Raw genomic sequence first — 26522 nt, 5'->3', positions numbered from 1 at the left:
GCCACCGGCCCCATCGCTGGCAAGCCAGCTCCCACAAGATTGGTGTACACCATCGAACCTGTGGGAGCTGGCTTGCCAGCGATGAGGGCCGTCCAGTCAACAACTATCTGACGGATCCGCGCAATTCCCCCACCAACACCTGCAACTTCGCCGGCTCGGTCCCTTCGGTAATTGCCGGCCCCGCCACCAGCGTCACCCGCGACCACAAGCGATGGAACAAACCCTTATTCGGATCGCGACTGAAGAAACTCCCCCACAATCCTTGCAGCGCCAGCGGAATCACCGGCACCGGGGTCTCTTCGAGAATCCGCGTCACGCCGCCGCGAAACTCGTTGATCTCGCCATCGGCGGTCAATTTGCCTTCCGGGAAAATGCACACCAGTTCGCCGTCCTTCAGATACTGAGCGATACGCGTGAAGGCTTTCTCGTAGATCTGGATATCTTCCTGGCGTCCGGCGATAGGAATCGCGCCCGCCGTGCGAAAGATGAAGTTCAGCACCGGCAGGTTGTAGATCTTGTAGTACATGACAAAGCGAATCGGCCTACGCACGGCACCGCCGATGAGCAAGGCGTCAACGAACGACACGTGGTTGCACACCAGCAGCGCCGCGCCCTCGTCCGGGATCGCTTCAAGGTTGCGGTGCTCGACGCGGTACATGGAATGGCTGAGCAGCCAGATCATGAAGCGCATGCTGAATTCCGGAACGATCTTGAAGATGTAGGCGTTGACGCCGATGTTCAGCAGCGACACCACCAGGAACAGTTGCGGGATCGACAGCTTGGCGACGCTCAACAAGACGATCGAAACAATCGCCGACACCACCATAAACAGCGCGTTGAGAATGTTGTTGGCGGCAATCACCCGCGCCCGTTCGTTTTCAGCCGTGCGCGACTGGATCAGCGCGTACAGCGGGACAATATAGAAGCCACCGAAAATGCCGAGGCCAAGGATGTCGATCAACACCGCCCAGGTGTGCACGAAGCCCAGCACGGCAATCCAGCTATGGCCGGTGACGCTGTCCGGGATCCCACCGGAATGCCACCACAGCAACAGGCCGAACACGGTCAGGCCAAACGAGCCAAACGGCACCAGTCCGATCTCGACTTTGCGCCCGGAGAGCTTCTCGCAGAGCATCGAACCCAGCGCGATGCCCACCGAGAACACGGTCAGGATCAGCGTGACCACGGTTTCGTCACCGTGCATCCATTCCTTGGCGTAGGCCGGGATCTGCGTCAGGTAAATCGCCCCGACGAACCAGAACCACGAGTTGCCGACAATCGAGCGTGACACCGCTGGCGTCTGGCCCAAGCCGAGTTTCAGCGTCGCCCAGGACTGGCTGAAGATGTTCCAGTTCAGGCGCATTTCCGGCGACGAGGCCGCCGCGCGCGGAATACTGCGGCTGGCCAGATAACCCAGCACGGCAATGCCGACGATCGCGGCGGAGACTACCGGCGCGTAGTGCTCGGTCGACATCATGATCCCGGCGCCGATGGTGCCGGCGAGAATTGCCAGAAACGTGCCCATTTCCACCAGACCGTTGCCGCCGACCAGTTCATCGTCGCGCAAGGCCTGCGGCAGGATCGAATACTTCACCGGGCCGAACAGCGCCGAGTGCGTGCCCATGGCGAACAGCGCCACCAGCATCAACGACAGATGATCGAAGAGAAAGCCGATCGATCCTACGGCCATGATGGCGATTTCCGCGAGTTTGATCAGACGGATCAACGCGTCCTTGGCGAATTTTTCCCCGAACTGCCCGGCCAGCGCCGAGAACAGGAAAAACGGCAGGATAAACAGCAGCGCGCAGAGGTTGACCCAGATCGAGCGATCGCCCTCGATGGTCAACCGATAGAGGATGGCGAGGATCAACGACTGCTTGAACACGTTGTCGTTAAACGCGCCGAGCGACTGGGTAATAAAGAAGGGCAAAAAGCGCCGGGTGCGCAACAGGTTGAACTGTGAGGGGTGACTCATCTTCCGTGTTTCCTGATGTTAGGTAGTGAGGCCTGGGTGCTTGTTATTGGAATCCCGCACCACGATCCAGGCCACACCTTACCTAAACTTTTCGGATTATTTCTTCAAACCTGCAATACACGGCGAGACAAACAGCTCGCCACGCCACGCGCCCTGCACGGTGCGCTTGCCGACGATCAGCCACATTGCCGCCAACAAAATCACCAGCGCCGTACCGAACACACTGAAAAACGTGAGGCTGAGGACGCTTGCCAGTTTCAGCGTTGCCAGCGAATACACGCCCAATGGGAAGGTGAAGCCCCACCAGCCGAGGTTGAACGGAATGCCGTCACGCAGATAACGCACGGTGATCAGCAGCGCCATCAACATCCACCACAGACCAAACCCCCACAGCGTAATCCCCGCCACCAGGCCCAGGCCCGAAGCGATTTCACCGACGCCAGCCAGGCCATTGGCGGCAAAAATCGCTGGCGCCTCACCGCCCAACAGCAACATGCCCAGCGCACCGGTGCCGATCGGACCGAGGGCGAGCCAGCTCGACGCGGCCATGTTTTCGTGGGGCAGTTTGTGCAAGGCCATACGCAACAACAGGATGGTCAGAATGCTGAACGCCACCGGCAGGGAGAAAGCCCAGAGCACATAGCTGGTGGTCAGTACGACGAGTTGCGCATGGGCGTCGGTCAGATGCGGGGCGAGCAAACCGCCGCTGGCCGCTGCCACTTCCGCCGCCACCACCGGCAGCAACCAGACCGCAGTCATCTGATCGATGCTGTGTTCCTGACGGGTAAACATCATGTACGGAATCAACACACCGCAGGCCAGCGACATCGCTACATCGATCCACCACAACACTTCAACGAGCTGAATGACACCGTCGCCCCAGCGCGGCAGCCCGAACAACAGAAAGCCGTTGATGATCGTCGCCAGGCCCATGGGAATGGTGCCGAAGAACATCGATACAGTCGAATGACCGAAAATCCGCCGCGCCTCGTCAAAGAACAAAATCCAGCGCGCGGCGTAGGCAGCAGTAAACAAGCTGAACAATAGAATGTTGAACAGCCACAGCCCTTCGGCCACAGCGCGCAATCCGGGAATGGCCAGCGGCAACTGGGCCAGCGCCAATGCCAGCACACCGGTGCCCATGGTCGCGGCGAACCAGTTCGGCGTGAACTGGCGGATCACTTCGCGCGGATGCTGAAGCTGGCTGAAAGGTTTGTAGCCGGGCGTGACACTATTAGGGCAAATCATCATGAACTCCTGTCCTCTGGTGAGGTGGAGTCCATGGTAGATCCGAATCGAATATCGATATAACGGGTAATATCTCTAACTGTTATCTGTTTTGCAGATAAGTGCCTACACGCGCTCAAGGAGCGCTGCAAACTCTGCCTGTCTGCGGACGCAGACTGAGCAGCAGCGCAGCCACGGCCAGCACGATCAATACAACGCCGTAACCATCAGTGGTCGCCAGCAACCCGAAACTGCGAGCGAGATGCCCGGCCAGCAGCGCCGGCAGACAGAACGCCAGATAACTGAGCACGTAATAAGCCGACATCAACCCGGCTCGTTCATGCGGCAAAGCCAGCGACACCAGACTGCGCACCGCACCGAGGAAACCGGAACCGAAGCCGCAACCGGCGACCAGGGTGCCGAAGAAAAACAACGACAGACTGGCGCCATGCACACCGAGCAGCATCAGGACCAGCCCGATTGGCAGCAAGCTCGCACCCAGCCGCAACGCCTGAGCGGCCGGACGATTGCGCATCATGAAAATCATCAACGCACCGGTCACGGTGAGCGCCGCGACCGTAGCGCCGCCGATCAGATTGGAGGAAGAGCCAGTGGCCGTGCGCACCAACGACGGTGCCAGCGAGGCATAAAAACCTCCGAGCGCCCAGGTTGCGGTGTTCAGCGGCAGCACTCGCCACAACGTTGAACGCGCTTGCACCGGCACGTGCAGGGTCGGCCGCAACGACGCCAGCGCCCCACCTTGCCGCGAGACACTTTCCGGCAGGCGCCAGACATACACGCCTTGCAACACAAACAGTGCCAACAGTAACCAATAGGTCAGCTGCAACGGCGCTGGTGCGAATTCTGCCAGCAAGCCACAGCCCAAACCGCCCAAAGCCATCCCGAGTAACGGCGCGACACTGTTGATCAGCGGCCCCTGCTGACGGTCGGTGTCGAGCAGCGTTGCACTCAATACGGCAGTGGCCATGCCGGTGGCGAAACCTTGCAGCACCCGTGCGCTGATCAACCACGACACGCTGTCGGCATAAATGAACAGCAGCATCGCCAGCGCATTGAGCAGCACTGCACTGAAGATCACCGGTTTGCGTCCGAGATGGTCGGAAAGCGAACCAACCGTCAGCAACGCCGCCAACAGACTGAAAGCGTAAACGGCGAAGATCAGCGTCAACATCGCTGCCGAGAAATGCAGCTGATCCTGATACAAGTGATACAACGGCGTCGGAGCGGTGGAAGCGGCGAGAAAACTGAGTAAGGTGATCGCCAGAAACCACAAGCTGGACCGGTGGGAAGCGACACTATTCAAGGGGCTGGTCATGGGCATACTCCGCAAAAGCTAATTTTTTGCTTTTGCGGAGTGTGCTACCGCCCAGCGCTTAAAGCAAATTCTTTGTGTTAAGGTCTGCCGCATGGCTATTAAAGAAGGTTTACGCCCCGGTGGCCGCAGTGCCCGGGTGCAGGAGTCGATTCATTCGGCGGTCAATGCGCTGCTGCAAGAGCAGGAACGTTCCACCGTGACCGTCCCGCAGATTGCCGCCCGCGCGGGGGTTACGCCGTCGACGATCTACCGCCGCTGGGGTGATCTGGCGGCGTTGCTGGCGGACGTCGCCCTCGCCCGCATGCGCCCGGACAGCGAGCCGGCGAACACTGGCAGCCTGCGCGGCGATATCCGCGCCTGGGCCGAGCAATATCTCGACGAGATGAGCTCGGAGGTCGGGCGCAACATGATGCGCGACGTGCAGGCCAGCGCTACGCCCGGCTATTGCGTGGCGATCATCGGTGCGCAGTTGCAGACCATTGTCGATCGCTATCCGGATGAAAACACACCGAGTGTCGACCGCTTGATCAATCTGGTGGTGGCGCCGGTGGTGTTCCGGATTCTGTTTTCGGCCACGGCGCTGGAGGTGGATGAGTTGCATCGGTTGATCGATATTGCATTGCGGCAGGACTGACGCCTTCGCGAGCAGGCTCGCTCCCACAAGGGAATGCATTCCAGAAAGTGGGAGCGAGCCTGCTCGCGAAGAGGCCCGCCCGGGCACCACAAAAACCACCCGGTACCCCGCCTGCGACACCCCGCCACGCCACGACCTTGGTCGACACTGACTAACCGCCGCGCGCGTGCGAGACTGTCCGCCCGGGCAGGAGTGCCGGGGAGTCTTTTGTCGGGAGTGCTGCATGTCGTTGTCCACCGGGCTGATCGCCGTCGTTGCCCTGGCCTACATGGCCATCATGTTCGCCATCGCCTTCTACGGCGACCGTCGCAGCACGCCGTTGCCGCCACGGGTGCGCGCTTGGGTGTACAGCCTGTCGCTGGCGGTTTACTGCACCAGTTGGACGTTCTTCGGCGCGGTCGGTCAGGCGGCGGAACAACTGTGGTCATTCCTGCCGATCTACCTCGGGCCGATCCTGCTGCTGGTCGGCGCGCCGTGGGTCCTGCAGAAAATGGTGATGATCAGCAAACAGGAGAACATCACCTCCATCGCCGACTTCATCGCCGCGCGCTACGGCAAATCACAATCGCTGGCGGTGGTTGTGGCGCTGATCTGTCTGGTCGGCGTGTTGCCCTATATTGCCCTGCAACTCAAAGGCATTGTCCTTGGCGTGAACCTGCTGATCGGCGCCGGCGCCGATGCCATGGGCACCCGCGCTCAAGACACGGCGCTGATCGTGTCGCTGGTGCTGGCGTTGTTCACCATCGTTTTCGGCACGCGCAACCTCGACGCCACCGAACACCACCGTGGCATGGTGCTGGCGATCGCGTTCGAATCGCTGGTCAAGCTGTTCGCCTTTCTCGCCGTCGGCGCCTTCGTCACGTACGGCCTGTATGACGGTTTCGACGACCTGTTCAATCAGGCGATGCTCGCCCCGCGCCTTGAGGCGTACTGGAAGGAAACCATCAACTGGCCATCGATGGTGGTGCAGACCGGCGTGGCGATGATGGCGATCATCTGCCTGCCGCGGCAATTTCACGTCACCGTGGTGGAGAACATCGACCCGCAGGATCTGCGACTGGCGAAATGGGTCTTCCCCGCCTATCTGGCTTTGGCCGCATTGTTTGTAGTCCCTATCGCCCTTGCCGGTCAGATGATGCTGCCCAGCCACGTGCTACCCGACTCGTTCGTGATCAGCCTGCCGCTGGCCCAGGCCCATCCGGCGCTGGCGATGCTGGCGTTTATCGGTGGTGCATCGGCAGCGACCGGCATGGTGATTGTCGCCAGCGTCGCACTGTCGACCATGGTCTCCAACGACATGCTGTTGCCGTGGCTGTTGCGGCGCAACAACGCCGAGCGCCCGTTCGAAGTGTTCCGCCAGTGGATGCTCTCGGTGCGCCGCGTCAGCATCGTGGTGATTCTGCTGCTGGCCTACGTCAGTTATCGCTTGCTCGGCTCGACCGCGAGCCTGGCGACCATCGGCCAGATCGCTTTCGCGGCGGTAACGCAACTGGCGCCGGCGATGCTTGGCGCGCTGTACTGGAAACAGGCCAACCGCCGGGGCGTGTTCGCCGGCCTCGCCACCGGGACGTTTCTGTGGTTTTACACGCTGGTGCTGCCGATTGCCGCGCACAGTCTCGGCTGGTCGCTGGCGAGTTTTCCGGGGTTGGCGTGGCTGCATAGTAATCCGCTGAACCTGCCGATTACGCCGCTGACCCAAGGCGTGGTGTTGTCGCTGGCGGGTAATTTCACCCTGTTCGCCTGGGTCTCGGTGCTGTCGCGCACGCGGGTTTCCGAGCACTGGCAGGCCGGGCGTTTCATCGGTCAGGAAATCAGCGCGCGGCCTAATGCTCGTTCAATGCTGGCGGTGCAGATCGACGATCTGCTGCAACTGGCGGCGCGTTTCGTCGGCGAAGAACGCGCGCGGCAGAGCTTCATTCGCTTCGCCTACCGTCAGGGCAAGGGTTTCAACCCCAACCAGAACGCCGACAGCGAATGGATTGCCCACACCGAACGCTTGCTCGCCGGTGTCCTTGGCGCCTCTTCGACGCGCGCCGTAGTAAAGGCCGCCATCGAAGGTCGGGAAATGCAGTTGGAGGACGTAGTCCGAATCGCTGACGAAGCCTCGGAAGTGCTGCAGTTCAACCGCGCCCTGCTGCAAGGCGCGATCGAGAACATCACCCAGGGCATCAGCGTGGTCGACCAGTCGCTGAAACTGGTGGCGTGGAACCGGCGTTATCTGGAGCTGTTCAACTACCCCGACGGCCTGATCAGCGTCGGCCGGCCGATTGCCGACATCATTCGCTACAACGCCGAACGCGGTTTGTGCGGCCCCGGCGAAGCGGAAGTGCACGTCGCGCGACGCTTGCACTGGATGCGTCAGGGCCGCGCGCACACTTCCGAACGGCTGTTCCCCAATGGCCGGGTGATCGAGCTGATCGGCAACCCGATGCCCGGCGGCGGATTTGTCATGAGCTTCACCGACATTACCGCGTTCCGCGAAGCCGAACAGGCGCTGACCGAGGCCAACGAAGGGCTGGAACAACGGGTCAGCGAGCGCACCCAGGAACTGTCGCAACTCAACGTCGCGCTCACCGAAGCCAAGGGCAATGCCGAGGCGGCCAACCAGTCGAAAACCCGCTTCCTCGCCGCCGTCAGCCACGACTTGATGCAACCGCTGAACGCCGCGCGACTGTTCTCCGCCGCCCTCTCCCACCAAAACGAAGGCTTGAGCGCAGAGGCGCAACAACTGGTGCAACACCTCGACAGCTCGCTGCGTTCGGCGGAAGACCTGATCAGCGATCTGCTGGACATCTCGCGCCTGGAAAACGGCAAGATCAACCCGGACCGCAAAGCGTTCGTCGTCAATGAACTGTTCGACACCCTCGGCGCGGAGTTCAAGGCGCTCGCCCAAGAGCAAAAGCTCACGTTCCGGGTGCGCGGCAGTCAATTGCGCATCGACAGCGACATCAAACTGCTGCGGCGGATTCTGCAGAACTTCCTCACCAACGCGTTCCGCTACGCCAAAGGCCCGGTGCTGCTGGGCGTGCGTCGGCGCGGTGGTGAGTTATGTCTGGAAGTCTGGGATCGCGGCCCGGGCATTCCGGAAGACAAACAACAAGTGATTTTCGAAGAATTCAAACGCCTCGACAGCCACCAGACCCGCGCCGAAAAAGGTCTGGGCCTGGGTCTGGCGATCGCCGACGGCTTGTGCCGCGTGCTCGGGCACACCCTGCGCGTTCGCTCCTGGCCGGGGCGCGGCAGTGTGTTCAGCGTCACGGTACCGCTGGCGCGCACGCAAACGCCTGCGGCGAGCGCCACGGTCGAGCCAAACAGCAAAATGCTCAGCGGCGCGCAGGTGCTGTGCATCGATAACGAAGACAGCATCCTGATCGGCATGAACAGCCTGCTGAGCCGCTGGGGCTGCCAGGTATGGACGGCGCGCAATCGCGAAGAATGCGCAGCGATATTGAATGAAGGTGTGCGGCCGCAACTGGCGCTGGTCGACTATCACCTCGACCACGGCGATACCGGCACAGAGCTGATGGCGTGGTTGCGCACGCGCCTGGGTGAACCCGTGCCCGGCGTGGTCATCAGCGCGGATGGACGCCCGGAGACCGTAGCGCAAGTGCATGCTGCGGGCCTGGATTACCTGGCCAAACCGGTGAAGCCGGCAGCGTTGCGGGCACTGTTGAGTCGGTATTTGCCGTTGTAGAAGGTGACCTTGCAGACGCCTTCGCGAGCAGGCTCGCTCCCACAGAACAGCAAGAGCAAGAGCAAGAGCAAGAGCAAGAGCAAGAGCAAGAGCAAGAGCAAGAGCAAGAGCAAGAGCAAGAGCAAGAGCAAGAGCAAGAGCAAGAGCAAGAGCAAGAGCAAGAGCAAGAGCAAGAGCAAGAGCAAAAGATCGCAGCCTTCGGCAGCTCCTACAGTTGGACCGTCGATATCTGAATGGAATGGTTGGTCGGCAGATTGCCTTCGCGAGCAGGCTCGCTCCCACAGAAAAGCAAAGCAGCGAAGCTGCCCGCGGCGCAGCCGCCCCACTCAACAATGAGCGCAAGCTCGAGTGCTTTTGATCTTGATCCACCGGCGACGTCGGAAGGCTGAGTGGAGGGATTGATCCGGGCGTGGGAGCGCAGCGACCGTCTGGCGCAGCCAGACACAGCGAGTGTAGGTGCAGCGAAGCAAACCGGAGCCGCTGCGCCCGGATCGATCCCGGAGCGAAGGAACCCGAGCCTGCGAGGGCCGAACGCAGGAGCTAGCGTTTTTTGCTTACTTTTTTAGGCGCTTGTAAAAAAGTAAGTCGCCGTCAGGCGAAACCGCCAGCCGCCACGCCCGCAGCAACGGATATGCCCCCAAAATCAGCCCAAAAAACGACGCCTACTCAGGCAACTCAACCAACCCATCAACATCCGTCATCGCCCGCTCCAGCAAATCCGCCGGCAAGCTCTTGCTCGCCCGCGCACCGAGCAACTTCAACTGCTCACTGCGGCTGACCAGATTACCGCGCCCCTCTGTCAGCTTATTGCGCGCTGAGCTGTAAGCCTTGTCCAGTTGCTGCAGACGATTGCCCACTTCGTCCAGATCCTGAATAAACAACACGAACTTGTCGTACAGCCAACCCGCCCGCTCAGCGATTTCCCGGGCATTCTGGCTCTGCCGTTCCTGCTTCCACAAACTGTCGATCACCCGCAGCGTGGCCAGCAGCGTAGTCGGGCTGACGATCACGATATTGCGGTCGAAAGCGTCCTGAAACAGCGACGGCTCAGCCTGTAACGCAGCGGAAAATGCCGCTTCGATCGGTACGAACAACAAAACGAAATCGAGGCTGTGCAGGCCTTCCAGGCGCTTGTAATCCTTGCCGGCCAGACCTTTGACGTGATTGCGCAGCGACAACACGTGCTGCTTAATCGCGATCTGCCCCAACGTGTCGTCATCAGCCGCAACATATTGTTGATAGGCCGTGAGGCTGACTTTCGAATCGACCACCACCTGCTTGTCGCCGGGCAGATAAATGATCACATCGGGCTGGAAGCGTTCACCGTCCGGGCCTTTGAGATTGACCTGGGTCTGGTACTCGCGGCCCTTCTCCAGACCTGCATGCTCAAGAACGCGCTCGAGGATCAGTTCGCCCCAATTGCCTTGGGTTTTCTGGCCCTTGAGCGCGCGAGTCAGGTTGGTCGCTTCGTCGCTCAGGCGCAGGTTCAATGCCTGCAAACGCTCCAGCTCCTTGGCCAGCGAGAAGCGCTCGCGGGCTTCGGCCTGATAGCTTTCTTCCACGCGTTTTTCAAAGGACTGGATGCGTTCTTTCAACGGATCGAGTAACTGCCCGAGCCGCTGCTGGCTGGTTTCGGCAAAGCGCTGCTCACGCTCATCGAAGATCTTGCCGGCCAGCTCGGCGAATTGCGCACGCAACTCATCGCGCGAGCCTTGCAGGTCGTTGAGACGTTGTTGATGGCTTTCCTGTTGCTCTCGCAGTTCGGCACTCAGCGAGGCCGCTTGGGCGTCGAGGCGGCGCAACTCAGCGTCCTTGTTGGCGCGTTCGAGGTTCCAGGCGTGGGAGGCGTCGCGGGCGTCATCGCGCTCGATCTGCAGCAATTCAACTTCGCGGCGCAGGGCGGCGAGGTCTGCCTGTTTGGCGGCATTGGCCTGGCCGAGATCGGCGATTTCATCGCGGCTCGCTTCAAGCTGCGCGGTGAGGCCGTCCTGGGCCAGTTGCGCCATCGCCAGGCGCTCCTCGAGCAAGGCCAGATCGGCCTGGGCATTGCCGGCCCGGCGTTGCAGTTGCCAGGCCAGCGCCAGCAGCGGCACCCCTGCTGCCGCAAGACCAAGCAATATGCTGGTCAAGTCCATAGCCATAGCGACTCCTGCCAATCGGATAAAGCCTGAAGGTTAACCAAGGTGTCTGGGCTTGGACAGCTCAGTCTTCGATCAGACCGAGTTCCTGCTGTGCGCGACGGTCACCGGCGCGGGCGGCCTGACGCAGCAGCTCCTGACCGATACGCCGGTCACGGGCATTGCCGCACTCACGGCAGATCAATTGGCCGAGACGGCTTTGCGCAGCGACTACACCTTCACGGGCCGGTTGCTTGAGCAGGCGGCCCGCGAGGTGTTTGGCGCTGGGGCTGTCGCTCAGGCGCGGCGCATCGAGCAGCCACTCAGCCACACGTACGGAAAAACGCTTGGGAGCGGTAACAGAGTTCGGATTGGAGGTAACAGAGTCTGATACTGAGCGAAACTTCATAAAGCACTGCGGGACAGATCGGAAGGCGCGCCACTTTACTCTCTTTTTCTTACAGGTAAAGTCGAAAAAAACCCGGCACGCCCGTCCTAGAGCAAGCGCTAGGGACAATCCACAGAAGCTGTGGATAAGTCAGTGGACAACCGCTCTGTGATCCTCGCAAAGCCTTATGGAATGGGGCTCGCAGTCAAACTGACGATTTTTTCACCAACAAAAAAAGACGATATTTTTCATTGACTTAAACTTTTGATACAGGCAGCGACTGGAGTCAGGATCGATGTGACAGTTGCGTTACGCTCTGCGCAACTAATGTGCACAAGTACCTGTGCGCCGGTTATATGCGTGCGCTTTTTGGGGTCATTTTGCGCAGCTGCGAACGACCGAAAGGCTCTGCGAAAAGCATGCACGCCGACGGACGGTGTGACACGACCATTCCGTGCGAAGCTTTTTTCGTCATGGGGTTTGCTTCGCCCGAACGGATCCGTTACTATCCGCGGCGTTAGTACCAAGCTGAAAGTCAATTCCGGTCGAACATCTCCCACGGTCAACTTCCAACAGGAAGACACTGCCGAAAAAAGCGGGAACGACCCCTCGATGGTTTCCAGGTAACTCTTGCGACGACGCTGCCTTTGAACGAAAGCAAAGGGCGTTGCGAAGAACACTTACTCTGACCGAACCAACCTGCAAATTGATCAGGATCTTCACCCCGGGCCCAGAACCTTTGCCCTCGCTGTGATGCCTGTCCTCCTAAGTACCTACCTGCCAGCCCAAGCGCGCTCACTTATCAGCGCTTCAAACTGGCTGCTTTGTTCCAGTCGGGTTCTTCGTTCGATCAATGGTGATCAACGTTACTGGAACGTTTTAACGTTGCACGGTTCTTATCCGTGTCATTTGTAGGAACACCTAATAACTATGTCTACTCAAATCCAGACTCAGGATGCCATTCGCACCCTAACCAACGCTTTTGCTCCAATGAACTGCCTGATCATGGCCGCTCGCAAAGGCTGCTTCAGCTTCACCGTAGTCAATGAACACGGTATCGCTCGTCACAGCGAGCGTCTGTACCCCGATCAATACTCCAGCGCCGAACCGCTGCAGGCCGTGATCGAGCGTACCCGTCAGGCACTGGTTGCCTGAAAGCCGGACAGGCTGCAAAAGCAAAGCCCTGCTGAAAAGCGGGGCTTTTTATTGCCTGATATTTCACTTTTAGCGCAACGCTTCTAAGCATGTTCCGATCTAACGCCCGGGATGCGATGGCGGAAATATTTTAAAAACAGGCCTTTACAGGCTGAATATGACACTACACTTCAACTCAAGCGGCTTGACCCGCTTGCGGCGAGCCTGATTCGATCCACTGCTGCCAAAGCCCCTTCAGGACTCGCCCTCAACAATAAGAACCGAGGGTGTTATGGGTATCGCTGCCAGCGAACTGTGCCGCTATGTGATCCGTCCCACATTGATCTATCTGGGACGCCACTGCGCAACCGCCGAATCCCTGCTGCTGGGTATCGCTGCCAGCCAATCCGCCCTCGGCTCTGCCCTGCACGACCGCCGTGGCCACGGCCTCTACCGGATTGCCGAGCATCGGCATCAGGCGCTCTGGGACGATTATCTGGCGCTCGACCCGGAGCGCGCCAGCCTGGTGCGCGGCCTCGCCAGTCAGCATGCATTCCTCAGCGGCCCGCATCTGGAACTGACCGTCAACCTGCGTTACGCCACGGCCATCGCCTGGCTGCTGGTAGAAGAACAGAACCCCATCCTCCCCGCTCCGACCGACCTGCTCGGCATGGCGCGCATCTGGCGCCAGACCTTTCAACCGCAAGGCCGTTTGCGCGACTTCACCTATGCCTGGCAAACCTGTGTTTCACCGCTGAATCAGGTCGCTTGCTGACCGGGCGGTTTCACAAGTTCTCGCAACAAGTCGCCATTTTGGTCGGATTGTCCTACAAAACCGCTCTAACTCAAGGCTTACAAGCTATAGCGCTGGGACGAAAATGTTGGTAATTTTCGCCCCGGTGATCACCAGGAGTTCTAATAATGAAAAAAGTCATGCTCAAAACCACCCTTAGCCTCGCCGTTACCCTTGCCTCCACACAAATCTTCGCGGCAGGTTTTGCCCTCAACGAACAAAGCATCAGTGGGATGGGGACTGGTTTTGCCGGGCGATCTTCTTCTGCCGACGACGCAAGCACTGTTTATGGCAACCCGGCCGGCATGGCGCGCATCAAGCGCGAACAAGTAACCGGCGGCGTCGCCCTGGTCGACGCGCATACCGATATCAGCGATACCAGCTCCAGCCCGAACGGCGGCAGCAACAAGGGCGACATGGTGCCCCTCACTGCCGTACCGATGGGCTTCTATGTAAAACCGATCGATGATCACTGGGCATTCGGCCTCGGTGTGTACGTACCGTTCGGTCTGATCACGGATTACGAAAACGGCTTCGCCGGTCGTTACTTCGGCAGCAAGTCCGAAGTGCAAGTCATTACTTTCCAGCCAACCGTCAGCTACGCCTTCAACGACAAGGTGTCGATCGGTTTCGGCCCGACCATCAACCGCATCGACGGCTCGCTGGAATCCAACCTGTCGATCACCCAGGCACTGCCGGACGGCAAGGTCAAGATCAAGGGTGACGACACCGCGCTGGGCTACAACGTCGGCTTGCTGGTCCAGGCCACCGACACCACCCGTGTCGGCCTGACCTATCACTCCAAGGTCGACTACAAGCTCGAAGGCGACACCAAGGTCAACTACAACGCTCTGGCGCTGGTGGGCGTTGGCGCCAACCAGAAGTACGACGCTTCGTTGAAGATCACCACGCCGGAATCCGTGGACCTGTCGGTCACCCAGGCGATCAACGATCGCTGGAACGTCTACGCCGGCACCACCTGGACCCGCTGGAGCCAACTGGACAAGATCACCGTGAAGAACTCCGGCGTGCAGCCTCTGCTGGCCGGTCAGTTCGGTTCGATCAACGAAGACCAGAACTGGCATGACTCCTGGGCCTATGCCGTGGGTACCTCGTACCAGTTGAACAAGGAATGGGTCCTGCGTACCGGTCTGACCTTCGACCAGTCGCCAACCAATAACGAAGACCGCTCGCCGCGTATCCCGACTGGCGACCGCACCATCTTCAGTATCGGTGCCGGCTGGAGCCCGACCGACGACCTGACCATCGACGTCGCGTACTCGTACCTGAAAGAAGAGTCGGTCAACATCCGCAACGAAAACGCGCGTGGCCAGACTTACGATGCCAAGTATGAAAACTCGGCAAACGGCTTCGGTGTCGGCGCGACATACCGCTTCTGATGCACCGTGGCGAGGCTAACCCCTCGCCCAAGAAAAAGCCCCGCTCTCTTTACAGAGGCGGGGCTTTTTCATGCCTGGGCATCGAACAAACCGGTAGGAGCTGACGAGTGCAACGAGGCTGCGATCTTTTGTTCTTGAAATTCCAGGATCAAAAGATCGCAGCCTCGTTGCACTCGTCAGCTCCTACAGGACCATCACAAGGCTTCAGGGCTTCAGGGCTTCAGCGGTTTGGAGGCAATGGCCTTTTCGATCGCGGCGATAAACTCGGGGTCATCCGGTTTGGTCAAGCTGGAAAAACTCGCCACGACCTTGCCCTGCCGGTCGACCACATACTTGTAGAAATTCCACTTCGGCGCATTGCTCTGCGCGGCCAGCACCTGAAACAGATGCGTGGCGTCGTCGCCACGGACCTTCTGCGGCTCGGTCATGTTGAAGGTCACGCCATAATTGGCGTAGCAGACCTTGGCGGTTTCGGCGCTGTCCTTGGACTCCTGCTTGAAGTCATTCGACGGCACGCCGAGCATTTCCAGCCCCTGATCCTTATAGCGCTTGTTGAGCGCCTCAAGCCCTTCGAACTGCGGCGCGAAACCGCAGAAGCTGGCGGTATTGACCACCACCAGCGGTTTGTCGGCGTACTGCTTGCACAGATCGATGGATTCCTTGGCGCGCAGCTTGGGCAGCGAGCCTTGCAACAGCTCAGGACAGTCGGCGGCCTGGGCCAGGCCAGTCAACGCCATCAGCAACGCGGGAACAGCACACCAGCGCATCAACATGTCGAATTTCCTTGGGCAGTCATCAGGCTTCGACGTTACTCGCCACGCTGCCATCTAGCAAATGCTCATGCCCAACTGCATCAGCGCCAGACCGCCGCGTTGCCAGCCCCACCACACCAGCGCCAACAGCGCAGCAGCCAGTGCGGTCAGCGCGAATCGCGCGCAGATCCGGCTCATGCTGCGCTCGCCGCAGCTTGCAGGCGCGCCACCGGACGCTCGCGCACCGGCCAGTTCAGCGCCGCCGCCAGCAGACTCAAGAGAACCGCCACTTGCCAGATCAAGTCATAACTCCCGGTTCGGTCGTACACCACCCCGCCCAGCCAGCCACCAAGGAATGAGCCGAGCTGATGGAACAGAAAGACGATGCCACCGAGCATGGACAAATTGCGCACGCCGAACAAGGTTGCCACCGTACCGTTGGTCAACGGCACCGTCGACAGCCACAGAAAGCCCATGGCCATGCCGAACAGATACGCTGTGGTGGTCGTCACCGGCAACCACAGGAACAGCGCGATCACCACCGCGCGCAGCAGATACAACGCCATCAGCAGACGCGGTTTGGACATGCGGCCACCGAGCCAACCAGCGGTGTAAGTGCCGAAGATATTGAACAGTCCGATCAACGCCAGCACCGTAGTGCCGACACTGGCGGGCAGATGCTGATCGACCAGATACGCTGGCAAGTGCACGCCAATGAACACCACTTGAAACCCGCAGACAAAAAAGCCGAACGCCAGCAGCCAGAATCCCGAATGCGAGCAGGCTTCACGCAGCGCTTCGGAGAGGGTTTGTTCGTGGCCGAGAACCGGCAGTGGCTTGTCTTTTAACATGCTCACCAGCGGCACGATCATCGCCACCAGCAGGCCCAGCACCAACAGCGCGGCCGACCAGCCGAGCCAGCCGATCAGGCCCAGCGTGCCCGGCAACATCGCGAACTGGCCGAACGAACCGGCGGCGCTGGCGATACCCATGCCCATGCTGCGTTTCTCTGGCGGCACAGCGCGACCCACAACACCAAGAATGACCGAAAACGAAGTGCCCGAAAGACCGATACCGATCAGCAGACCGGCACTGAGTGACAGAGTCACCGCCGAATCAGACAGGCCCATGCACACCAGGCCCGCCGCGTAGAGGATCCCACCGACCAGCACCACTTTCGCCGCACCGAAGCGGTCGGCCAGCGCGCCGGTGAACGGCTGCGCCAGGCCCCAGATCAGGTTTTGCAGGGCTATGGCGAAGGCAAACACTTCGCGACCCCAGCCGAACTGCGCGCTCATCGGCGACAGGAACAGACCGAAACCGTGGCGCACGCCCAATGACAACGCCAGGATCAGCGCACTCCCCAGCAACACCCAACCGCACGTACGCCACATCGATGTCATTGTTATTCTCCAGTCGCGGGTATATACCCGCTTGAGCGCGAAAAAACCGCCGTCAGGCCAGTTCGTCGAGCAGTTTGAGCAAGGTTTCGCGCTTCTCGGCACCGAGACGGTCGATCAGCCGCTGTTGCGCCGCTTCCCACGCCGGCAATGCCGCTGCCAGGCGCTGCACGCCGTTTTCAGTGAGGCGCACGATGCGGTTGCGCATGTCCTCGCCTTCGGCCAGCGCCACCAGACCTTCGCCCTCCAGCACACGTAGATTGCGTCCGAGCGTGCTGCGATCCAGGCCCATGGCCTCAGCCAGTTCGGAAATGCTCGGTTGCTCCAGCCGCTGCAGATTGCACAGCAGAGAATACTGGGCAACGTTGATCCCGAAGCCATCGAGAGCGCCGTCGTAATGCCTGCTGACGCCACGCGCGGCGCGACGCAGGTTGGTGCACAAACACTGAGAAGGAAGCATGATGCGTGTATATACCCGCGAGTGTGTTAAATCAAGTTACAGATGAGTTTACTCTGAACATCATTGTTGCCGGTGAGGCCCCTTCGCGAGCAGGCTCGCTCCCACAGGGGATTGCATTTCGAAAGTGGGAGCGAGCCTGCTCGCGAAGGGGCCGGCATCATCTACGCAAATCTTTCAGACCAAAGCGAGCCCCACCAACACCCCCATCTCCAGCAATTCCAGCAACGCCCCCGCCGTGTCCCCGGTAGTCCCGCCCAGCCGCTGCATCATCAGCCGCCGCAGCCAGACAAACCCAACCAGCGAAATCAGCACCGCACCGAAGCCAGCGATCAACACGCAGCCCAAGGCACTCAACCCCAGCACCCACCACCCCACTTTACGCGGCAGATGATCGGCCAGTGCCTGACCCAATCCACCCGCACGCACATACGGCGTAGTCAGAAACAACCCCAACAGCGCCGCTCGCCCGAGCACCGGGACGATGATCAGCGCCAGGGTATGCCCTTGCTCGATCAGCGCCAGCAGCGCGGCGAATTTCAGCAACAACACCAGCACCAGCGTGACCACCGCGCTCGGCCCGCTGCGCGGATCTTTCATGATCGTCAGCGTACGTTCACGATCACCAAAACCGCCGAGCCAGGCATCGGCGCTGTCCGCCAAGCCATCGAGATGCAGCGCGCCGCTGAGCAATACCCACACGGTCAACAACAGCGCCGCATGGAGCAACATTGGTGTGCCGCCAAGCAGTAGATTCGAGGCGTAGAGGATCAACCCGAACAGCAATCCCACCAGCGGATAAAACAGCAGCGAACGGCCAAGCTGTTGCGGCTCGGGCATGCCCGGCAGGCGAATCGGCAGGCTGCTGAGAAACTGCAAGGCGATCCACAGCGGCAACATCTCAGTGACCTTCCTTGAGCGCGCCGTCAGCCTCGACCGTCAGCGCAAACAGCGCGCCGTGGCCGACTTCGACATTGAGCAACTGTTCGCGCGGCAGACCACGTGCCTGCGCGAGCAACAAGCGCATCACGCCGCCGTGGCTGACCAGCAGAATCCGTTCGCCGGCGTAAGCCGCCTGCAACCGCGCGACCGCCGCCAACACCCGCGCGGAAAACGCGCTGACCGGCTCGCCCTGCGGTGGCGTGAAGCCATAGGGATCAGCCCAGAACAGCCCCAGCGCTTCAGCATCCGTTTCCATCAACGCCGCCGCGCTCTGCCCTTCCCACGCGCCGAAATGCAGCTCTTGCAGATCCTTGTCCAGATGCACGGACAGGTTCAATTGCTCGCCGAGTTCAGCGGCGAAGCGCGCGCAGCGCTGCAATGGCGAACTGACAATTCGATCCCACGGCCCGCCGTCGACCACCGCTGCACGCATCTGCGTCCAGCCGTTTGCGGTCAGCGCATCGTCGAGGCTGCCGCGCAAGCCGCCGCCGAGTTCCGTTTCGCCGTGGCGCAGCAGATCCAGGCGCAGACTCATGCCGGGCGATCCGCCACGGCTGCTTCGGCGAACGTCGCCATTTGCCCGTGCAGGTCACAGGCCAGACACAACAACGGCACCGCCAACGCTGCGCCACTGCCCTCGCCCAAGCGCAGGTCGAGTTCCAGCAACGGTTCGGCGCTCAAGGTTTCCAGCACATGACGATGGCCCGGCTCGGCACCGCGATGGCCGAACAACAGCCACTGGCGACAGGCCGGATTCAAGCGCACCGCGACCAGCGCGGCGACCGTGCAGATAAAGCCGTCAACCAGCACCGCAATGCCTTCCTGCGCGCAGGCCAGATAGGCGCCGACCAACGCGGCAATCTCGAAACCGCCAAGATTGAACAACGTCTGCAAGGCATCGCCACGCTGTGCGGCATGCAGCGCCAGCGCGCGTTCGATGACTTGCGCCTTGTGGCTGACGCCAGCGGCATTCAGCCCGGTACCGGGGCCGGTCAGGTGCGCCACCGGGCAATCGAGCAAGGCACAGGCCAGCGCACTGGCCGCCGTGGTATTGCCGATGCCCATCTCGCCGCCGATGAACAACTGGGTGCCGGCGGCTTTCGCGCGCAAGACGCTGTCGCGACCGGCCTGCAAGGCCGATTCGCCCTGTGCCTGAGTCATCGCTGCGCCCTGAGCGAAGTTCGCCGTTCCCGCGCCGATGTTCAGATGGCGCACGCCGGGCAAATTCAGCGTCGGATTCACCGTGCCCAGATCGACCACTTCCAGTTGCGCACCGAGCTGACGCGCCAGCACGCTGATCGCCGCGCCGCCGCTGACAAAGTTGAGCAGCATCTGCCCGGTGACTTCCTGCGGATAAGCCGATACGCCTTCGGCTACCACGCCATGGTCGCCAGCGAAAATCGCGATCCAGACTTGTTCCAGCGTTGGCTTGAGCTGACCTTGCAGACCGGCCAGTTGCACGGCCACCGATTCAAGGCGCCCCAGCGAACCGGCCGGTTTGGTCAGTTGCTGCTGGCGCTCGGTCGCTTGCGCGATGATGTCCGAGTTCACGGTTTTGCACGGGTTCAGCCACCAGGTCGGGCTCATAACGCAGATCCTTTCAAAGTCAGGGGCAGGCCGGCGACGGTCAGGACAACTCGCTGACAGCGCTCGGCCAGAGCTTGATGCAGCCAACCGGCTTCATCGACATAGCGGCGAGTCAATTCGCCCAGCGGCACGACACCCATTCCGGTCTCGTTGCTGACAAAAATGATTTCACCCGGCAACGACGCCAGGCAGTCGAGCAGCGCTTCACGCTCGGCGGCGAGACGTTCGGCGTCGTCGAGCATGAGCAGATTGGTCAGCCACAGGGTCAGGCAATCGACCAGCAGGCAGCGCTCGGCGCCAGCGGATTCGCGCAGCACGCGGGCCAGTTCCAGTGGCTCTTCGATCAACGCCCATTCGACCGGGCGGCGCGCGCGGTGATGGGCGACGCGCTGGTTCATTTCGCCGTCGAGCGGTTGGCTGGTGGCGATGTAGGTGACCGCCAGATGGCTGTCGCTGGCGAGTTTTTCCGCCAGACGACTCTTGCCGGAGCGGGCGCCGCCGAGGATCAGTTGGAGCATGGGTTCATCCAAAAATGTGTGGTGAGACAACCGGCCCCTTCGCGAGCAGGCTCGCTCCCACCGTTGATCGCGTCTCCCTGTGGGAGCGAGCCTGCTCGCGAAGAGGCCAGTCCAGACAACTCAAATCCCGCAGAGCTGCCGCAACAGCCCGGTATCCAGATGCTTCTCCACCAGATCCGCCAGCCGTTCGATATCGCGTTCGCGCAAGCCGTGGTAATCGACCTCTTGTACATCACTCAGCCCGGCCCAGCGCAGCAACGCCGCGCTCGCCTCGGGGGATTCGAACAAGCCATGCAGATAGGTGCCGAACACCTGACCATCGGCACTTTGCGCACCATCGCAACGACCGTCGTCCAAATGCACCGCCGGATTCTCCAGCGCCGGCCCGCTGGTTACGCCAGCATGTATTTCGTAACCGCTGACTGCGGCGCTTTCCAACGCCAGCCGCCCGCGCACGTTGCGCAATTGCTTCTCGGCTTCGAGTTGGGTTTCGAACGCCAGCAGCCCCAGACCGGCGCTGGAGCCGGCAGCGCCTTCCAGCCCAAGCGGATCGTGCACCTGCTCACCGAGCATCTGCAGACCGCCGCAAATCCCCAGCACCTTGCCGCCGTAGCGCAGATGCCGATTGATCGCCGCATCCCAACCGTTGGCGCGCAGATAAGCCAGATCACTGCGCACGCTTTTCGAGCCCGGCAGGATGATCAGGTCGGCGGCGGGAATCGCCTGGCCCGGGCCGACGAACTGCAGATCCACCTGCGGATGCAGACGCAGCGGGTCGAAGTCGGTGTGATTGCTGATGCGCGGCAGCACCGGCACCACCACTTTCAACACCTGCTCGGCCTTGTCGGTCTGGCGTTGGTCGATGCCGTCCTCGGCCTCAAGGTGCAGGTCCATCACGTAGGGCAAGACGCCGACCACCGGTTTGCCAGTGCGCTGCTCCAGCCAGTCGAGGCCCGGTTGCAACAAGGCGATATCGCCGCGAAAGCGGTTGATGATGAAGCCTTTGACTCGCGCCTGTTCGCTCGGTGAAAGCAATTCCAGGGTACCGACCAAATGCGCAAACACGCCGCCGCGATTGATGTCGGCGATCAGCAAAACCGGGCAATCCACCGCTTCGGCAAAGCCCATGTTGGCAATGTCGCCGGCGCGCAGATTGATCTCCGCCGGCGAACCGGCGCCTTCGACCATTACCAGCGGATACGCAGCGCTGAGTCGCTCGTGCGAGGCGAGCACCGCTTGCATCGCGATAGCCTTGTAATCGTGATAGGCGACGGCGTTCATCGTCGTCACCGCGCGGCCATGAATGATCACTTGCGCGCCGGTGTCGCTGTTGGGTTTGAGCAATACCGGGTTCATGTCGGTGTGGGGTTCGAGAAAGGCCGCTTGCGCCTGCACTGCCTGCGCGCGGCCGATCTCGCCGCCGTCAGCGGTGACTGCGCTGTTGAGCGCCATGTTCTGCGGTTTGAACGGCACCACCGCCACGCCCTGGCGGGTGGCCCAGCGGCACAACGCCGTCACCAAAGTGCTTTTGCCGGCATCGGACGTGGTGCCTTGCACCATCAGAGTGGTCATGGATGGTCCTTGGTGAAAGCTTGCAAAGCCTGTTCGAGACGCAGCGCTTGCGCGGCATCCGCTGGCAGGCCGAAACGCACGCTGCTGTTGTGGCTGAACAGGCGCAGGAGGATGCCGCGCCGGGCGAGGAATTCGTGCAGCGCTTCGGCGTGCTCGGTGATCAGCCACTGAAACAGTGCGCAGCCACCCTGCGGTGCAAAACCGCAACGGGTCAGCAGCGCCGCCAGCCGTTCGCTCGCTTCATCGCTGCGAATCCGCTGACGAGTGTGACCCTCGGTGTCTTGCAGGCACGCCGTACCGAGCACCCGCGTCGGCCCGCTCACCGCCCACGGCCCGACCTGTTCGGCGAGCAGTTTGAGCAACTTGCGCTCGGCCAGAACGAAACCGAGGCGCACCCCGGCCAGACCGAAAAACTTGCCGAACGAACGCAACACCACCAGCCCGACCTGATGCGCATAGGGCGCCAGGCTCAGTTGCGGTGTGTTGTCCATGAATGCTTCGTCGACCACCAGCCAGCCGCCGCGTTGCGCCAGCCGCGCATGCCAGTCGAGCAGGCGTGCCGGGGTCAGGCTGAGGCCGGTCGGATTGTTCGGATTGACCACCACCAGCACATCAAGGCTGTCGAGAAAGAACTCGACTTCCTGCTCGAGCACTTCACGGACGATGTAACCGCTGCGCCGCCAGGCTTCGGCATGCTCGGCATAGCACGGCGACAACACGCCGACCTTGCCGGCCCGGCGCAGACGCGGCAGCAACTGGATGGCCATTTGCGAGCCGGCCACCGGCAACACCTGCGCGGCGCCGTAGTAATCGCAGGCGGCCTGTTCCAGACCGTCGTCGGTTTCCGGCAAGCGCGCCCAGGCGCGCAGCGGGATCTCCGGGATCGGGAACTGCCACGGCGCGAGGCCGCTGGACAGGTCGAGCCAGTCGGCTTCGGCAATCCCGTAATCGAGTGCAGCCTTGCGCAACCGGCCACCGTGCTCAAGCATAAAATTCCGCCCCCAGGCAAAGCATCAGCAGCCATAACCATACGCCGCGCTGGACCAATTGCCAGCCACGGTCAATGGAATCGGCATCCGCCGGCGCACCTTCGCCCAGTTGTGGGCGCTCATGCAGTTCGCCGTGATAGATCGCCGGTCCACCTAACTCGACGCCCAGCGCACCGGCACCGGCCGCCATCACCGGGCCGGCGTTAGGGCTGTCCCACTGCGACGCTTGGGTGCGCCAACACTTCAGCGCGAGGCGGGTCTTGCCGAGCAGCGCGTAGGTCAATGCCACCAGACGCGCAGGAATGTAGTTCAACACGTCGTCGATTTTCGCCGCCGCCCAGCCGAAACGCTCGAAGCGTTCGTTGCGATAACCCCACATCGCATCGAGGGTATTGCTCAAGCGATACAGGACCACGCCCGGCGCGCCGGCGACGGCAAACCAGAACAGCGCAGCGAACACCGCATCGCTGCCGTTCTCCAGCACCGATTCAGTGGCGGCACGGGCCACGGCAGTGCTGTCGAGTTCATCGGTCTGGCGGCTGACCAGATAACCGACACGCTTGCGCGCCTCGTCCAGATCATCGGCGCGCAACGCAGCCGCGACCGGCGCGACATGTTCGCCGAGGCTGCGCATGCCGAGGGCGCAATACAGCGCGAGAATCTCGACAATCCAGCCCACATAGGGCGCCCAGGAAAATGCGGTGGCGAGCAGAGTCAGCGGCAGCACCGCGAGCACCCACGCGGTCACACCATGGCTGCGCCAGCCACGGCCGCCGGCGTTGAAGCGTTGCTCGATGCGCCCGGCAAAATTGCCGAACGCCACCAGCGGATGCCAGCGTTTCGGTTCACCAAGCAGCGCATCCAGCGCTACTGCGGCGACACTCAGCAACGCCACACTCATTGACTCACTCCCCAATAATTTTCGTACAGCAACTCGTTGAGCGGCCGCGCCTGCGCCCAGCCTTCAAGTACCAGCATCGGCGCCGGATAGAATTCCTTGACCGGGCCGAGACACAACACCGCCAGCGGCTTGGCACCGGCCGGCAACTTGAGCAAATCCGCCAGTGCCTGCGGTTCGAACAGCGAGACCCAGCCCATGCCCAGGCCCTCGGCACGGGAGGCCAGCCACAAATTCTGGATCGCGCAGGACAACGAGGCCATGTCCATTTCCGGCAACGTGCGCCGACCGAAAATGTGTTTTTCGCGATCGTCCATCAGCGCTGCGACCAGCACTTCGGCGCAGTCGTTGATGCCTTCGACCTTGAGTTGCATGAACTCATCGCTGCGCTCGCCAAGGGCTTCGGCGGTGCGGATGCGCTCTTCTTCCACCAGATCGCGGATCTGCCCGCGCAGAGCACGATCGCTGATACGAATGAAGCGCCAGGGCTGCATCAGACCGACGCTCGGCGCTTGATGAGCGGCTTCGAGCAGACGACGCAGCAACTGCGGCTCGACGCTGCCGCCGGTGAAGTGGCGCATGTCGCGGCGTTCGGCGATGGCCTTGTAGACCGCTGCGCGTTCGGCTTCGGAGAATGTGTTGTCGGTCATGGGCCTTTCGCGAGCGGGCTCGCTCCCACAGGGTTCAGGTCATCCATTGTGGGAGCGAGCCTGCTCGCGAAGGCGGCCTCACGATCTGGCGCAAACAATGCCGCAATCGCAGTCGGATTCGACGGAAAATAAAAGTGCACATAGGAAGCCGTCATCCGCCCCTCGCGATAAACCGCCTCAGCGCCGCGCCCGCCATTGGGACTCAGCCCACGGGCAATCGGCGTCAGCTCTGTGGTGGTCAGGGAATGATGATAGGTATGCCCACGCAACTCCCCTTCCGGCAATTCAACCGCCTGCAACGCCAGCGCCGCCAGACGCTTCTGCATCACCGCATCGCCCTTGAGCAAACCGACCAGCTCAGCACGGGTGCCTTCCACGTCAGTCAGAGAATCAAGCAGATAAAGCATGCCGCCACATTCAGCGAGCAACGGCTTGCCCGCCGCATGGTGCGCGCGGATCGCCGCCAGCATTGAAGCGTTTTGCGCCAGCGCGACGTGATGCAACTCTGGATAGCCGCCCGGCAGATACAGGCTGTCCGCCTCGGGCAATTGCGTGTCGCGGATCGGCGAGAAGAAGCGCAATTCAGCGCCCATAGCCCGCAGCAGATCGAGACTGGCGCCATAGGTGAAGGCAAAGGCTTCATCGCGGGCAACGGCGATGCGCACACCTTTTAATAGAGGCTCGGCGGCGATGATCTCAGGCGCGGCGAATTCTACGGCGGGTGGCAGCGCGACCTCGCAACTGCTGGCCAGCGCATCGGCGGCCGCGTCGAGGCGCAGATCCAGATCATTCAATTCGCTGGCCTGAACCAGGCCGAGGTGGCGGCTCGGCAATTCGATACCGGTTTCGCGGGACAGCGCACCGTACCAGCGCAGACCTTCGGTGAGGCTGCCTTCGAGCAATTGCGCATGGCGCAAGGTGCCGACGCGGTTGGCCAGCACGCCAGCGAACGGCAAGTCCGGCTGATACTTGGCCAGGCCCAGCGCCAAGGCGCCAAAGGTCTGCGCCATGGCGGTGCCGTCGATCACGCCGAGCACCGGCACACCGAAGTGGCGCGCCAGATCAGCGCTGGATGGCGTGCCGTCGAACAGGCCCATCACGCCCTCGATCAGAATCAGGTCAGCCTCGGCGGCGGCTTCCCACAACAGCCGGCGACTTTCCTGCTCGCCGACCATCCACATGTCCAGTTGATACACCGGCGCACCGCTGGCGCGCTCGAGGATCATCGGGTCGAGAAAGTCCGGGCCGCATTTGAACACGCGCACCTTGCGCCCCTGATTGCGATGCAAACGGGCGAGTGCGGCGGTGACGGTGGTCTTGCCCTGACCGGAGGCCGGCGCGGCGATCAACACCGCGGGGCAGTGACGTGGTGGCTTCAAAGTTCGACGCCTTTCTGCGCTTTGATCCCGGCCTGGAAGGCGTGCTTGAGCATGCCCATCTCGGTAACCGTGTCGCCCATCTCGATCATTTCCGGCTTGGCGCCGCGACCGGTGACCACCACGTGCTGCATCGGCGGGCGCGCTTGCAAATCGCTGAGCACCTGATCGAGATCGAGGTAGCCGTGCTTGAGGGCGATGTTCAATTCATCGAGCACCACCAGACCGATCGAAGGGTCGCGCAACAATTCACGCGAAACTTCCCAAGCGGCGGTCGCAGCGGCGATGTCGCGCTGACGATCCTGAGTTTCCCAGGTGAAGCCTTCGCCCATGACGTGGAAACGCACCTGCTCGGGGAAGCGGCGGAAAAACAATTCTTCGCCAGTGCTGTTGCGGCCCTTGATGAACTGCACCACGCCGCACTGCATGCCGTGGCCCATCGCGCGGGCGAGCATGCCGAACGCCGAGCTGCTCTTGCCTTTGCCGTTGCCGGTCAGCACCAGCACCAGGCCGCACTCGTCGGGAGAGTTGGCGATGCGTTCGTCGATCACGGCTTTCTTGCGCTGCATGCGCGCCAGATGGCGTTCGTCACGCTCGGGGGAATCAGTCATGGGGGAGCTCTCCGTTGAGGCTGGATAACGGCGGGCAGGCACAAGAATAGACGGCAAAAAGCCTGGCATCGC

At 61.5% G+C, this 26522-nt stretch carries 24 protein-coding genes; 5 read left to right on the top strand and 19 right to left on the bottom strand.

The genetic code is table 11. The annotated features are described in order from the left end of the window. Positions 1-103 precede the first annotated feature (103 nt). From AB4N73_RS03270 to AB4N73_RS03260, 3 genes are all read right to left on the bottom strand, one after another. Positions 104-1975, bottom strand: coding sequence for an MFS transporter (locus AB4N73_RS03270; protein ID WP_130900883.1), 1872 nt, complete (start codon positions 1973-1975; stop codon positions 104-106). 96 nt (positions 1976-2071) lie between these two features. Next, a complete protein-coding gene (locus AB4N73_RS03265; RefSeq protein WP_236169114.1) occupies positions 2072-3223 on the bottom strand; it encodes a TDT family transporter in 1152 nt (383 codons plus the stop codon). A 115-nt stretch (positions 3224-3338) separates the two neighbouring features. Further along, entirely contained in the window at positions 3339-4526 is a 1188-nt protein-coding gene (locus AB4N73_RS03260; RefSeq protein ID WP_236169163.1) for an MFS transporter, read from the bottom strand. 103 nt (positions 4527-4629) lie between these two features. Between AB4N73_RS03260 and AB4N73_RS03255 the strand changes: the two genes are divergently transcribed. Together AB4N73_RS03255 and AB4N73_RS03250 are read left to right on the top strand one after the other, a co-directional pair. Then, the gene (locus tag AB4N73_RS03255; protein WP_236169115.1) at positions 4630-5172 is read left to right on the top strand and encodes a TetR/AcrR family transcriptional regulator; all 543 of its coding nucleotides are present in this window, start codon (positions 4630-4632) and stop codon (positions 5170-5172) included. Between the two features lie 223 nt (positions 5173-5395). Further along, a complete protein-coding gene (locus tag AB4N73_RS03250; RefSeq protein ID WP_236169116.1) occupies positions 5396-8866 on the top strand; it encodes a hybrid sensor histidine kinase/response regulator in 3471 nt (1156 codons plus the stop codon). Positions 8867-9528: 662 nt separating this feature from the next. Here the strand turns inward: AB4N73_RS03250 and AB4N73_RS03245 are convergent. Both AB4N73_RS03245 and AB4N73_RS03240 read right to left on the bottom strand, forming a co-directional pair. Then, positions 9529-10893, bottom strand: coding sequence for a DNA recombination protein RmuC (locus AB4N73_RS03245; RefSeq protein WP_164488343.1), 1365 nt, complete (start codon positions 10891-10893; stop codon positions 9529-9531). A gap of 175 nt (positions 10894-11068) precedes the next feature. Next, positions 11069-11392 (bottom strand): sel1 repeat family protein, encoded by a 324-nt coding sequence (locus tag AB4N73_RS03240; RefSeq protein WP_460142910.1) that lies wholly within the window; start codon positions 11390-11392, stop codon positions 11069-11071. 909 nt (positions 11393-12301) lie between these two features. Here AB4N73_RS03240 and AB4N73_RS03235 point away from each other — a divergent pair. The 3 genes from AB4N73_RS03235 (at position 12302) to AB4N73_RS03225 (ending at position 14698) form a co-directional block, all read left to right on the top strand. Beyond that, on the top strand, positions 12302-12526 hold the full coding sequence (locus AB4N73_RS03235) for a hypothetical protein (RefSeq protein WP_016773719.1): 225 nt from the start codon (positions 12302-12304) through the stop codon (positions 12524-12526). 271 nt (positions 12527-12797) lie between these two features. Continuing rightward, positions 12798-13280 carry a hypothetical protein gene (locus AB4N73_RS03230; RefSeq protein WP_073472662.1) on the top strand — a complete coding sequence of 161 codons (483 nt, stop codon included), beginning with the start codon at positions 12798-12800 and terminating at the stop codon, positions 13278-13280. Between the two features lie 146 nt (positions 13281-13426). Next, positions 13427-14698 carry an OmpP1/FadL family transporter gene (locus AB4N73_RS03225; RefSeq protein WP_056783953.1) on the top strand — a complete coding sequence of 424 codons (1272 nt, stop codon included), beginning with the start codon at positions 13427-13429 and terminating at the stop codon, positions 14696-14698. Positions 14699-14910: 212 nt separating this feature from the next. Here AB4N73_RS03225 and AB4N73_RS03220 read toward each other — a convergent pair whose 3' ends face one another. The 14 genes from AB4N73_RS03220 to cobO form a co-directional block, all read right to left on the bottom strand. Beyond that, positions 14911-15471, bottom strand: coding sequence for a glutathione peroxidase (locus tag AB4N73_RS03220; RefSeq protein WP_041479535.1), 561 nt, complete (start codon positions 15469-15471; stop codon positions 14911-14913). A gap of 54 nt (positions 15472-15525) precedes the next feature. Beyond that, positions 15526-15648, bottom strand: coding sequence for a hypothetical protein (locus AB4N73_RS03215; protein ID WP_256584315.1), 123 nt, complete (start codon positions 15646-15648; stop codon positions 15526-15528). Next, on the bottom strand, positions 15645-16853 hold the full coding sequence (locus AB4N73_RS03210) for an MFS transporter (protein WP_460142909.1): 1209 nt from the start codon (positions 16851-16853) through the stop codon (positions 15645-15647). Before AB4N73_RS03210 ends, AB4N73_RS03215 begins: the two co-directional genes overlap by 4 nt. 52 nt (positions 16854-16905) lie before the next feature. Continuing rightward, complete coding sequence (locus AB4N73_RS03205; protein ID WP_305382479.1) at positions 16906-17310, bottom strand: MarR family winged helix-turn-helix transcriptional regulator; 405 nt, start codon at positions 17308-17310, stop codon at positions 16906-16908. Positions 17311-17484: 174 nt separating this feature from the next. Continuing rightward, positions 17485-18207, bottom strand: coding sequence for an adenosylcobinamide-GDP ribazoletransferase (locus AB4N73_RS03200; RefSeq protein ID WP_305382477.1), 723 nt, complete (start codon positions 18205-18207; stop codon positions 17485-17487). Between the two features lies 1 nt (position 18208). After that, the gene (gene cobC, locus AB4N73_RS03195) at positions 18209-18784 is read right to left on the bottom strand and encodes an alpha-ribazole phosphatase family protein (protein ID WP_150741323.1); all 576 of its coding nucleotides are present in this window, start codon (positions 18782-18784) and stop codon (positions 18209-18211) included. Further along, a complete protein-coding gene (gene cobT, locus AB4N73_RS03190; protein WP_305382476.1) occupies positions 18781-19836 on the bottom strand; it encodes a nicotinate-nucleotide--dimethylbenzimidazole phosphoribosyltransferase in 1056 nt (351 codons plus the stop codon). The genes cobC and cobT overlap by 4 nt, the downstream gene beginning before the upstream one ends. Continuing rightward, positions 19833-20354: a bifunctional adenosylcobinamide kinase/adenosylcobinamide-phosphate guanylyltransferase gene (gene cobU, locus AB4N73_RS03185; protein ID WP_150741322.1), complete on the bottom strand. Its 522-nt coding sequence runs from the start codon at positions 20352-20354 to the stop codon at positions 19833-19835. The genes cobT and cobU overlap by 4 nt, the downstream gene beginning before the upstream one ends. Positions 20355-20474: 120 nt before the next feature. Continuing rightward, a complete protein-coding gene (locus tag AB4N73_RS03180) occupies positions 20475-21926 on the bottom strand; it encodes a cobyric acid synthase (RefSeq protein WP_252869034.1) in 1452 nt (483 codons plus the stop codon). Continuing rightward, positions 21923-22915 (bottom strand): threonine-phosphate decarboxylase CobD, encoded by a 993-nt coding sequence (gene cobD / locus AB4N73_RS03175; protein WP_460142908.1) that lies wholly within the window; start codon positions 22913-22915, stop codon positions 21923-21925. Before cobD ends, AB4N73_RS03180 begins: the two co-directional genes overlap by 4 nt. Beyond that, entirely contained in the window at positions 22908-23816 is a 909-nt protein-coding gene (gene cbiB / locus AB4N73_RS03170; RefSeq protein ID WP_460142907.1) for an adenosylcobinamide-phosphate synthase CbiB, read from the bottom strand. Before cbiB ends, cobD begins: the two co-directional genes overlap by 8 nt. Next, positions 23813-24463, bottom strand: coding sequence for a 5,6-dimethylbenzimidazole synthase (gene bluB, locus AB4N73_RS03165; protein ID WP_024012169.1), 651 nt, complete (start codon positions 24461-24463; stop codon positions 23813-23815). Before bluB ends, cbiB begins: the two co-directional genes overlap by 4 nt. Next, positions 24460-25842, bottom strand: coding sequence for a cobyrinate a,c-diamide synthase (locus AB4N73_RS03160; RefSeq protein ID WP_460142906.1), 1383 nt, complete (start codon positions 25840-25842; stop codon positions 24460-24462). Before AB4N73_RS03160 ends, bluB begins: the two co-directional genes overlap by 4 nt. Then, positions 25839-26450 carry a cob(I)yrinic acid a,c-diamide adenosyltransferase gene (cobO, locus tag AB4N73_RS03155; protein WP_016773703.1) on the bottom strand — a complete coding sequence of 204 codons (612 nt, stop codon included), beginning with the start codon at positions 26448-26450 and terminating at the stop codon, positions 25839-25841. Before cobO ends, AB4N73_RS03160 begins: the two co-directional genes overlap by 4 nt. Positions 26451-26522 lie beyond the last annotated feature (72 nt).

It is taken from the genome of Pseudomonas sp. S3_B08 (assembly GCF_054667725.1).
This window is presented reverse-complemented; position numbering and strand designations above follow the sequence as displayed.